The sequence below is a fragment of the Streptomyces albospinus genome (assembly GCF_014648695.1).
Classification (GTDB): domain Bacteria; phylum Actinomycetota; class Actinomycetes; order Streptomycetales; family Streptomycetaceae; genus Streptomyces; species Streptomyces albospinus.
This window is the reverse complement of the sequence record NZ_BMRP01000038.1, coordinates 1-10,562: the sequence shown is the minus strand read 5'-3', so window position 1 is coordinate 10,562 and position 10,562 is coordinate 1. Positions and strand designations below refer to the sequence as shown.

Annotated in this window: 9 protein-coding genes; 4 read left to right on the top strand and 5 right to left on the bottom strand. The window is 74.0% G+C overall.

Features of this window, described 5'->3' with window-relative positions:
• Positions 1–32: 32 nt before the first annotated feature.
• From IEZ17_RS32700 to IEZ17_RS32690, 3 genes are all read right to left on the bottom strand, one after another.
• A complete protein-coding gene (locus IEZ17_RS32700; protein WP_189306546.1) occupies positions 33–1,727 on the bottom strand; it encodes a DUF885 domain-containing protein in 1,695 nt (564 codons plus the stop codon).
• Between the two features lie 106 nt (positions 1,728–1,833).
• The gene (locus tag IEZ17_RS32695) at positions 1,834–3,228 is read right to left on the bottom strand and encodes a GNAT family N-acetyltransferase (RefSeq protein ID WP_189306544.1); all 1,395 of its coding nucleotides are present in this window, start codon (positions 3,226–3,228) and stop codon (positions 1,834–1,836) included.
• 83 nt (positions 3,229–3,311) lie between these two features.
• Positions 3,312–4,976 (bottom strand): alkaline phosphatase D family protein, encoded by a 1,665-nt coding sequence (locus IEZ17_RS32690; protein ID WP_189306542.1) that lies wholly within the window; start codon positions 4,974–4,976, stop codon positions 3,312–3,314.
• A 213-nt stretch (positions 4,977–5,189) separates the two neighbouring features.
• Between IEZ17_RS32690 and IEZ17_RS32685 the strand changes: the two genes are divergently transcribed.
• Complete coding sequence (locus IEZ17_RS32685) at positions 5,190–5,603, top strand: VOC family protein (protein ID WP_189306540.1); 414 nt, start codon at positions 5,190–5,192, stop codon at positions 5,601–5,603.
• A gap of 522 nt (positions 5,604–6,125) precedes the next feature.
• Positions 6,126–7,025: an RNA polymerase sigma-70 factor gene (locus IEZ17_RS32680; RefSeq protein WP_189306538.1), complete on the top strand. Its 900-nt coding sequence runs from the start codon at positions 6,126–6,128 to the stop codon at positions 7,023–7,025.
• Positions 7,026–7,049: 24 nt separating this feature from the next.
• On the opposite strand, the gene IEZ17_RS32675 is transcribed toward IEZ17_RS32680, so the two are convergent.
• Complete coding sequence (locus IEZ17_RS32675) at positions 7,050–7,727, bottom strand: aspartate/glutamate racemase family protein (RefSeq protein ID WP_189306536.1); 678 nt, start codon at positions 7,725–7,727, stop codon at positions 7,050–7,052.
• A 241-nt stretch (positions 7,728–7,968) separates the two neighbouring features.
• Between IEZ17_RS32675 and IEZ17_RS32670 the strand changes: the two genes are divergently transcribed.
• Positions 7,969–8,709: a GntR family transcriptional regulator gene (locus tag IEZ17_RS32670; protein WP_189306534.1), complete on the top strand. Its 741-nt coding sequence runs from the start codon at positions 7,969–7,971 to the stop codon at positions 8,707–8,709.
• 72 nt (positions 8,710–8,781) lie between these two features.
• On the opposite strand, the gene IEZ17_RS32665 is transcribed toward IEZ17_RS32670, so the two are convergent.
• The gene (locus IEZ17_RS32665; protein ID WP_189306532.1) at positions 8,782–9,939 is read right to left on the bottom strand and encodes an ROK family transcriptional regulator; all 1,158 of its coding nucleotides are present in this window, start codon (positions 9,937–9,939) and stop codon (positions 8,782–8,784) included.
• Between the two features lie 160 nt (positions 9,940–10,099).
• On the opposite strand from IEZ17_RS32665, the gene IEZ17_RS32660 reads away from it, so the two are divergent.
• Positions 10,100–10,562, top strand: a 463-nt coding sequence (locus IEZ17_RS32660; RefSeq protein ID WP_189306530.1) for a hypothetical protein, incomplete at its 3' end; no start/stop codon positions are given.

The following is a 10,562-nucleotide window of genomic DNA, read 5'->3' as shown; positions in this document are numbered from 1 at the left end:
GGCGGGCGCGCCGTGCCGGGCGGACGGTCCGGTCAGAGCGACGACAGCTCGCTCAGCAGGTCGTCCAGTCCCAGCGACCCCTGCGACAGCGCCGCCATGTGCCAGGACTTGAGGTCGAAGTCCGCGCCGTGCCGGGCGCGGGCGGCCTCGCGGCCCTGGAGCCAGACGCGTTCGCCGAGCTTGTAGCCGATCGCCTGGCCGGCCATGCCCTGGTAGCGGATGATCTCGCTCTCGACGAAGTCCGCCGGGCGGCTGCAATGGCCGGCCATGAAGGCGTGCGCCAGCTCCGGGGTCCAGCGCTCGCCCGGGTGGAAGGGGGAGTCGGCCGGGATCTCCAGCTCCAGGTGCATACCGATGTCGATGATGACGCGGATCGCCCGCATCATCTGCGCGTCCAGATAACCCAGGCGGCGCTCGGCGCTGGTCAGGAAGCCCAGTTCGTCCATGAGGCGTTCGGCGTACAGCGCCCAGCCCTCCGCGTTGGCGCTGACGATGCCTACGGTCGTCTGGTAGCGCGAGAGCTCGTCGGCGACATGCACCCACTGCGCCAGCTGGAGGTGATGGCCGGGCACGCCCTCGTGGTACCAGGTGGAGACCAGGTCGTAGGCCGGGAAGCGGGTCTCGCCCATCGTCGGCAGCCAGGTGCGGCCGGGGCGGGAGAAGTCCAGCGACGGCTGGGTGTAATACGGGGCGGCGGCGCTGCCCGGCGGGGCGATCCGGGACTCCACCCGGCGGACCCGCTCGGCGAGTTCGAAGTGGGTGCCGTCCAGCGCGTCGATGGCCTCGTCCATCAGCGACTGGAGCCACTGCCGGGTCTCCTCGACGCCCTCGACCGCCTCGCCGTGCTCGTCGCACCAGGACAGCGCATCCCACGGCGTCTTGGCGCCGGGCAGCACCTTCTCGGCCTCGGCCTCCATCTCGGCCAGCAGCCGGTGGAACTCCGACCAGCCGTACGCGTACGCCTCCTCCGGGTCGAGGTCGGCGCCGTTGTAGTAACGGGCGAGCCGGGCGTACCGTTCCCGACCCACGACGTCCGGGGCGCCCTCGATAGCCGGGGCGTAGCTGTCCCGGAACCAGTCGCGCAGCTCCACCAGGGCGCCGGTGGCCGCGTCCGCCGCCGCGGCCAGCTCGCCGCGCAGGGACTCCGGCCCGGGGTCGGTGAACTCGGCGAACCAGCTGCGGTCGGTGCCGATCCACTCGCCCAACTGGCCGATGACGGTGGTGACCTGGAGCGGTCCGGCGGGGAGGTCCTGCCGGAGGCCGGCTTCGAGGGCGGCGCGGTAGCCCGCCAGGGCGGCCGGGACGGCGCGCAGCCGCCGGGCGATCGCCGCCCAGTCGTCTTCGGTCTCGGTGGGGGTGACGGTGAAGACCTCGCGCATGTGGTGCAGCGGCGAGCTGAGGTTGCTGACCGTCCGCAGCCCCTCGCCCGCGTCGTGGACCGCGAGTTCGGCGGTCAGCCGCTCGCGCAGCAGCCGGGCGCAGATCTTCTCGGCGGGGGTGTCCGCGCCCGGCCGGGCCTCGGCCTCGGCGAGCCGCTCCAGCGTCGTACGGGCGAGCTGCGCCACCGCTTCCTGGCCCTCGGGCGAGAAGTCGGGGAGCTTGTCGGAGCTCTCGGCGACGCCGAGGAAGGTGCCGGTGATCGGATCCAGGTCGACGAGGGCGTCGACATAGGCGTCGGCGACCTGGCGGGGCAGCGGACCGCCCGCGGGAGTAGTGGTGTTGGACATGCGGGCCATCCTCGTACGGATGGGCCCGCCACGTCACCATCATTCCGGCTGACGTTCCTGTCGCGTCCGCTGCCGAGCTCCCCCCGGTCACGGCCGGTCGCCCGGATCAGCCGTGCCGGGAGCCGTCCCGGGCACGGAGCGCCTCGCGGGATTCCCGGTGCTCGGGGACGCCCGCCGGACGGGCCGTGATGACCAGGGTGCCCTCCTCGATCTGGTAGTCGAGGGGCAGGCCCAGCCCGCGCATCGCCGTCACCATGCCGGTGTTTGACGCCTGGGTGATGGCGTAGACGCTCTCGCAGCCGGTCTCGGCGGCCATCGCGACCAGCCGGCGGAGCAGTTCGGCGCCGATGCCGCGCTGCTGCCAGGCGTCCTCCACCAGCAGCGCCACCTCGGTCTCCTCGCCGTCCCACAGGAGGTGGCCCAGCGCCACCAGCCGTCCGGACGCGGTCTCCGCGGCGAGGGTGCGGCCGAAGCGCGGGCTGAGCAGGTGGTTCAGATAGCGGTCGGCGTCGCCGACCGGGCCGTGGTAGCGCAGCGCGAGGGTCTGCGCCGAGCAGCGGTCGTGCATCTCCCGGGCGGCGGCCAGATCGGCGGTGCCGGCGCGGCGGACCGTGATCGCGTTGCCCTCGGGCAGGGTCAGCACCTCGCGCCGCGGCGGTACCCGCTGGCCGAGCCGGGAGTCCAGCTCTACCAGCGCGCGTACCCGGGCGAACTCGGTGGGGGTGAAGGGCAACTGCGGCCTCTCGATGGTGAGCGAACCCCCGGAGGGATCGCGGAACTTCATGGTGTGGTCCTCCAGCACGCCCTCGGCGGGCACCTCTTCGGCGAGCCGCTGCCCGGTCAGCGACCGGGCGGGGACCGAGCGGATCGTGCAGCGGCCCAGCAACTGCCTCAGGGCGAGCGGGAGTTCGGCGGAATCGAGGGCCGTGCGGGTGGCCAGGCCGAGCATCCGGGTCGGTGCGTCGACCAGGTCGTGCGCATCGGCCCGCTCCAGCCAGCTGTGCGCGCCGCCGGCGCCGGCCACCGTACGGGTCAGCTCCGCGGGCGCCAGCCCGGCCGGTGCCCGCAGCAGGAACTCGTCCACCGTCCCCTCGGACAGCGGATGGGTCTGGAGGCTGAGGATGTCCACCTGCCGCTCGGCCAGCGCCGTGCACAGCGCGGCGAGGCTGCCCGGCTCGTCCCGGACCGTGGTCCGCATCCGCCACAGCACCGTCTCCTGGCCGCGGGCCTCGGGTGCCGGCGCGGCGGACGGTGCGGTGGCGCCGGTATCGGTCGGCGGTGGGGCGTGTTCATGACGGCGTGACCACCAGATGTGGAAGGCGGTCGTGGCGAGCAGGGCGACCGCCGCGGCGCACAGCAGCACCGGGCCGGACGGGCCGTGCGCGACCGTGTTGGCCACCGCGTCGGCCACCGCCACGGCCGTGAACAGTGCGGCCAGTTCGACGACGTCCCGGCGCCAGTGGTGGCGCCGGGCGGAACGGGCAGAGGTTGCTTCAGTCATGCAGACAGCCTTGCCGACCGGTGTTGCCTGGTCGCCAACACATTGTGTCGCACGGGTAAAAGACGCAATCGATGCATTGGCCTCTACTGCCCTACCCGTCCCGGTTGCAGTCTTTTCGTGAACAGCACCTCTCCGCCCTCCTGACGCAGCCGCACCGTCAGCTCCCCGCTTCCCCCGTCGATATCGATCTCGCCGAAGTACTGCGGGCTCTCCGCGGGGGAGGTATTCGCACGGTCCGGCGCTTTGATGAACGGCTGCTCGGGCCCGAACGTTCCATCCAATTTCACGGCCGGGAATCCGCCCGCGTGCAGCGGCCCGGACACGAACTCCCAGAACGGCTCGAAGTCCGTGAACGCCGCCCGCTCCGGCACGTAATGCTGCGCCGAGGTGTAGTGCACGTCCGCGGTCAGCCAGAGGGTGCCGGTGATCCGGTCGTGCTTGATGTGCCGCAGCAACTCGGCGATCTGGAGCTCGCGCCCCAGAGGAGCGCCCGGATCGCCCTGCGACACCGCCTCGAAGTCGGTCGGGCCGTCCGTGACGACCAGTCCCAGCGGCATATCGGCGGCGATCACCTTCCACACCGCACGCGGGCGGGACAGCTCGCGCTTGAGCCAACGCAGCTGCTCGGCCCCGAGAATGCCCTGCGGGTCGTCGGTCTGCCGGTCCGGCGAATTCGCATTGCGGTACCGGCGCATATCGAGCACGAAGACGTCCAGCAGCGGGCCGTGCCGCACTACCCGGTACACCCGCCCGCGCAGATCGGGGCGGAGCGTGCGGATCGGAAAGTACTCGCTGAAGGCGCGCAGCGCCCGCGCGGACAGGACGTCGACGTTCTTTTCCGTGTATCGGTCATCGGAAAGTAGTTGCCCCGGGTACCAATTGTTGTGCACCTCGTGGTCGTCCCACTGCGTGACCGTCGGCACCTGCGCATGGAACCGGCGCAGATTCCCGTCCAGCAGGTTGTAGCGGAACGCACCGCGGAATTCCGCCTGCGTCTCGGCGACCTTCGACTTCTCCTCGGTGGTGACATTCCGCCAGATACGGCCGTCCGGCAGCGTCACCCGCTCCGGGATCGGGTTGTCCGCGTAGATGCTGTCGCCGCTGCACAGGAAGAAGTCCGGGTCCCGGCGCAGCATGTCCTCGTAGATCCGGTAGCCGCCGCGCTCCGGATTGATGCCCCAGCCCTGCCCGGCCAGATCGCCCGACCACAGGAAGCGCACCCCCGCCCGTCGCCCGCCGCCACTCCGGTCGGAATCTCCCCCGGACTCCGTCCGGGGGGACCCCCACCGCGATGCACCTCCTTGCCGCCCCGAGGGAGCGGTCCGGAAGGTGCCGGTGACCGGCTCGCCGGAGCGGCGCGGGTCGTCCGGGTCGGCGAGCAGCACCCGGTAGTGGATCTGCTCCCCGGCGGGCAGCCCGTGCAGCGAGGTCACGCCCGTGAAGTCCGTACCGGGCCCGAGCAGCGGCCCGCGCCAGGTCCGGGCATTGCGGAACGACTCGGTCGCCGCGGTCTGGACGACCATCCGCGCCGACCGGTCGGACCGCACCCACACCAGGCCGGACGACGCGGTCACATCCCCGGCCTGCACGCCCCAGCGGGCGTTCGGCCGCCCGCCGCGGAGCTGCGCGGGCGCGGCAGCGGCGGGCACCGTCCCGGCGACCCCGGGCAGCGCCAGCGCCGCGGAACCGGCCGCAGCGCCCCGAAGGAGCGCCCGCCGTCCCGGTCTGCCGCCGGATCGGTCCGCCATCTTCCCGCCTCCTTCGTATCGTTCGCGCTCGGTACGCCCCCGTTCGTATCGCCATCGGGTGCCGCGCAGCCGAACTCCCGGTGAACAACCGCCCCGTTGCCCCGGACCGGGACCAGGGTCGCAAGACCGGAGAACGATCGCCAGGAGGACGCCGGAGCGCTTACGGTCCTGATACGCGCCGCCGCACGGCGGCCCCACGGAAGGTGACACCGCATGCCGGCCAACGGCTCCGCCCATATCCGTATCGCCCGCCCGTCCCGCGATCTGACGGCCGCCGACCGCTTCTGGCGCACCGGCCTGGGCCTGACCGAGCTGTTCCGCCACACCTCCGGGGCGGGCGAGCACTCCCTCCTGATGCTCGGCTGGCCGGACGCCTCCTGGCACCTGGAGCTGACCCACGACCCCTCCGGAGCGCTCGAACCGGCCCCCACGCCGGACGACTTGCTCGTCGTCTACCTCGGCGAACCGGTCCCGGACGGCCTCGTCGCCCGCCTCGAACACTGCGGCGGCAAGCGGGTGCCCGCCCACAACTCCTACTGGGACGAGTGGGGCACAACGATCCAGGACCCGGACGGCTACCGACTGGTGCTCTGCGAGCGAAACTGGAGCAACTCCGCCGACCGGTGACCCTGCGGGCGCTGCCGGTCCGCCCGTCAGACCGTGCCGAGGCCACCCAGCAGGGCCACCCTGCGGGCGATATCCGACGGCTCAGATGCGCAGATCCCAGGACCAGCCGCACCCGCCCGTCCCGCCCGGCGGCCGGCCCGTCCCGCCCGGCCCACTCGTAGTCCGCCGGCGGGCGCAGCTCCGGCCCCGCACGCCGGCCCAGCGCCCCGGGCCCGTACGAGGAACGCCGCCTCGGGACCGCAGCGCTCCGGCCGCCGGCCGCTCCGAGCGCACCGCGTCCCGCAGCGCCTCCTGGAGCAGCCGGCCGCGCTGTCGGGGCGGCGCCGGCCTGCTGGTCGGCGCCGGGGTCGCGCTCGGCTCGGGGCTGCTCCCACGGGGGCGCGGGGGCGGCAACGGGGGCGGCAACGAACGCCCCGGAGCAGCGGATCCGGAACGGGCGGCTCCGGGAGGTCCGGCGCCGGCGACGGCGGGCGATCACGATTCCCGCTGGACAATGCGGCGGCGGCCCGCTGGTATGGGTGGGTGCTGACCGATCCCGCGACCGACGCCACCGAAGTCTTCGAAGCGCACCGCCCGTTGCTGCACGGCGTGGCCTACCGCATGCTCGGCCGGGTCGCCGACGCCGAGGACGTGGTCCAGGACGCCTGGCTGCGCTGGTCGGACGTGGACCGTGCCGAGGTGCGCGAACCGCGCGCCTATCTCGTACGGATCACCACCCGCCTGGCCATCGACCGCCTCCGGCAGGTCACGTCCCGCCGCGAGTCCTACGTGGGCCCCTGGCTTCCGGAACCGCTCGCCACGGACGTCCTGGTGTCCGGCGGCACCGCGCCCGACACCGCAGAGCGCACCGTCTTCGCCGACACCGTCACACTCGCCGTCCTCGTCGTCATGGAGTCGCTCTCCCCTCTGGAGCGCGCCGTGTTCGTCCTCCGGGAGGCGTTCGGCTATCCGTACGCGGAGATCGCCGGCGTCCTGGAGCGCAGCGAGGCGGCGGTGCGCCAACTGGCCGGCCGGGCGCGGCGCCACGTGGCGGACGGCACCCCGCGCTTCGAGGTGGACCCGGACCGGCAGCGCGAGCTGACCGAGCGCTTCCTGGCCGCCGCCACCGGGGACGACCTGGACGGGCTGCTGAGCCTGCTCGCTGCGGACGCGCGGCTGGTCGGCGACAGCGGCGGCAAGGCCAAGGCCCCACTGCGGATCATCGAGTCCCCCGACAAGGTCGCGCGGTTCCTGCTCGGCGTCGCCGGCGGCCTGCCGCCCGGCCCGGAGCTCGCCTTCCGCGAACTCAACGGCGGGCTGGCGCTGTTGATCGCCTACGGCGGCATCGTGGACACCGTTCTCCAGCTCGGCATCCAGGACGGCAGGATCCAGACGATCTACATCATCCGCAACCCGGACAAGCTGGCGTCGCTGACGGCCTGAACCGCCCCGGGACCGTCGCCCGGTCTACGCAGCGCCGCCGGCGAGCCGAGCCGCGGCCCGCAGACCGGGCCGCGGGCTCGACAGCACCACGGGCCCGCCGCCGGCCGCCCCGGCCGCCTCCTCCGCCGCCAGCCGATCCGCCACGGCCGCGATCGACACCTGTGCCAGGACGATCGCGTCGGTGCTTTTGGCGTCCCGCACCCGGCGCGCCGCGGCGGCGACCGCCGTCAGACAGCCCTCCGTATCACCGGCCGCGAACCGTTCCCAGGCGCCCGGAACGAGCTCTGCCTGCACCTGCACCGCGCGCCCGGCCCGGTCGGCCTCGGCCGCGATCAGCTCCGCCGTGGGCGCGAGCGTGCTCTCCACGGTGGCGAGGACCGTGATGCGGGTCCCGGCGGCGACGGCCGCCGCGGCCATCGGCCGGTCCACCCGCAGGACGGGCAGGTCCAGCCGGGCTCCGGCCTCCTCGGCGACCGCGCCGATCGTCGAGCAGGTGCACAGCACCGCCGTCGCCCCGTCGCGCGCCGCCGCGGCGAGCGCCCCGGCGACCTCCTCCGCCACCGCCGCAGGACCCGACTCCCGGGCCTTCGCGAGGAGTTCGGGCCGTACGACATGCCGCAGCGGGAGCCCGGGGGTGTCCTCGTCGCGGAGCGCGTCGAAGACGGGGACATGGACGGGCGAGGTGTGCAGGAGCGTGAGCATGCACCGGAGCCTAAGGCCTGTCGTCGCACTCCCACCCGCCGGCCGACGTCCGGACCGCTCTTCGCGCGACGACCGCGCCGCCCCGGCGGCGGTGCGGGTGAAGGCCGTGTGGTCGCCCGGAAAGGGTTGGTGGATTGGTCTTGACCAAGGGTAGGGGCGGTCATATCGTCGGGATACTGCAACAACCTTTAATAAAGAAGCGCTCATAATCCGGCCCGCCCGCGGGCCCGCGTCCATGGGGGTGGGGACCACGCAGCTCGAAACGGCTCCGGAACCGAAGTACTGGCATCTCAAGACCGTGCTCAGCGAGGCGCTGGACTCGGAGTTCTCGGTCGGCGAGATCCTGCCCAACGAGCGGGACCTGGCCGCGCGGTTCGGCGTCGCGCGGGCCACCCTCCGGCAGGCGCTCGAACAGCTGGAGCTGGAAGGCAGGCTTCAGCGCCGCCGCGGAGTGGGCACCACCGTCGCGCCCCCGCGGGTCGGCGTCGCCGTCGACCCCGCCCGCCACACCTGGCCCGGTGCCACCGGCGACGACTGGCAGCCGGTCGACGCCGTGCGGACCGACAGGGTGCCCGCCGCGGTGGCCCGCCTCCTGGAGACGGCCCCCGGCGATGTGGTCCACGTCGTCCGCCGCAACCGGGTCTCGGTCGGCCGGCCGGTCGCCGCCGAGCTGCTCTACGTACCGTCCGAAGTGCTCCCCGGCGACGCCGAGTCGACCACCGGCCCGGCGCACGCCCATGCGGTGCTGGCGGAGCTCCAGACGCTGGAGCTGGACGGCCACGACCGTACCGTCGAGCTCGGCTCGGCCCGCGCCGAGGACGCCCGGCTGCTGGACCGGCTGCCCGGCGCGCCGGTCCTGGTCGTCACCACCCGCTATGTCTCCGGAGGCCGTACGGCAGCCGTCGCGGTCTCCACGTATCGGGCCGACACGTGCCGGCTCACGTTCGGGGAGAGCGAGACGGAGCCGCTGCTCGCGGGCTGACCGACCCGCCGCGCCGACAGGCCCGCACCGGACGCCTCTCCGGCGCGGGCCTGCCCCGTGCGCGCCCGCGACTCAGCGGCGGCCCGTCACCGTCCCCTCCACCGCGAAGAGTTCACCCTCGACGTGGTCCAGCGCCAGCCGCAGCGCCCCGGTGGCGATGGCCGCCTCACCCAGCCGGGACAGCGCGACCTCCGGCGGGCGCAGGCAGTAGCGCGCCAACTCCCGGCGCAGCGGCGCAAGGACACCCGCCAGCCCGGCCGCCCAACCGCCGATCACCACCAGCTCCGGATCGAGCGCCAGCACCAGCGCGGCCACATCGTGCACCAGCCGCCGGATGAACCGCTCCACCGCCTCCTGCGCCTGGACGTCGCCGTCCCGGGCCGCCGCGAAGACCGCCGCCACCTGCGCCTCGTCCAGCGGGTGCAGCGGCTCCCCGGTCGTCGACAGCAGCTTCTCCGGCGTCGCCTCGCGGCCCAGCAGGTGCAGCGCGCCGATCTCCCCGGCCGCCCCGCCGAAGCCGCGGTGCAGCCGCCCGCCGATCAGCGAACCGGCCCCCGGGCTCAGCCCCGCGAGAACGAAGACGATGTCGTCCGAACCGGTCGCCGCGCCCTGCCAATGCTCCGCCACCGCCGCCGCGTTGGCGTCGTTCTCCACCAGCACCGGGCAGCGGAACGACCTTCGCAGCCGCTCGCCCAGCGGCAGCCCCGTCCAGCCGGGCAGCGCGGTGCACAGCCGTACCGTGCCGTCCGCCTCCACGATGCCCGGTCCGGCCACCCCGACCGCCCGCAGCGAACCGCGCGCCACGCCCGTCCGGCGCAGCAGATCGGCCACCACGGTGCGTACCCGCTCCAGCCGCTCGTCCGCCGGTGCGGTCTCCGCCACCGGGCGCTGTGCGGAGTCCAGCACCTGTCCGCTCAGATCGGACAGCAGCGCGGCGACCCGGTGCGGACCGATCTCGATGCCCAGCAGATGCCCGGCCTCGGTACGGAAGCGGAACCGGCGGGCCGGCCGCCCCTGGCGCCGGGTCTCGCCTTCCTCGGCCGCCGCCTCGGCCACCAGCCCGGTCTCGATGAGCCCCTCGATCACGCCCTCGACCGTCGGCCGGGACAGGCCGGTCACCTGGACGAGATCGGTGAGCGTGGGGGAGTCCGCGGCCCGCAGTGCGTGCAGCACCACCGCGGAGTTGATCCGTCGCAGCAGGGAGGGGTCCCCACCGGTGAGCCGACCCAACGTCCGTCTCCTCGCCTCGCCTGTCTGGCGGATCGTAGCCGGTCAGCGGGTGTGCGGCGAGCCCGCTCCGGCTGCCGGGCGAGGCCCGGGGAGCGGTCCGCGGCGGCGGTGCGGACCGCTCGGAGGGCCAATTGTCAGACCCCGGCGGTTTACTGACGTCATGACACCGAACATGCCGGGGACGCCCCGGACCGCCCGGACCGCCCGGACCGCCCGAGCCGACGCGCCCGAAGCGCCCGAGCCACCCGAAGCGCCGCGGCCGGCGCTCCGCGTGCTCGACGCGTTACGGGCCCGGGCATTCCCGGAGCAGCGGGAGCGGACCGCGGCCGGCGAGAGCGGGCCGGGATTCCATGTGGCGCGGCTGTGGGAGAGCGGCCCGCTCTGGGAGGTGGATCCGGCGGAGGCCGAGGAGTGCGCGGCCGAACTGGCGGCGCTGGTCGCGGTGCTGTCCTTACGGTGGGGCGAGCCCGCGGTGGCGGACCTCACGGAGACGCTGGAGCGGGTGGCGATGGGCCTGCCGGTACGGCCGCCGCTGGAGCTTCTCGCCGGGCTGGTGCCCCGGACCCAGGCCTGGCAGGACGGGGACCGCTGGACAGCGGTCGGCGCGGGGCAGAGCGGACCGG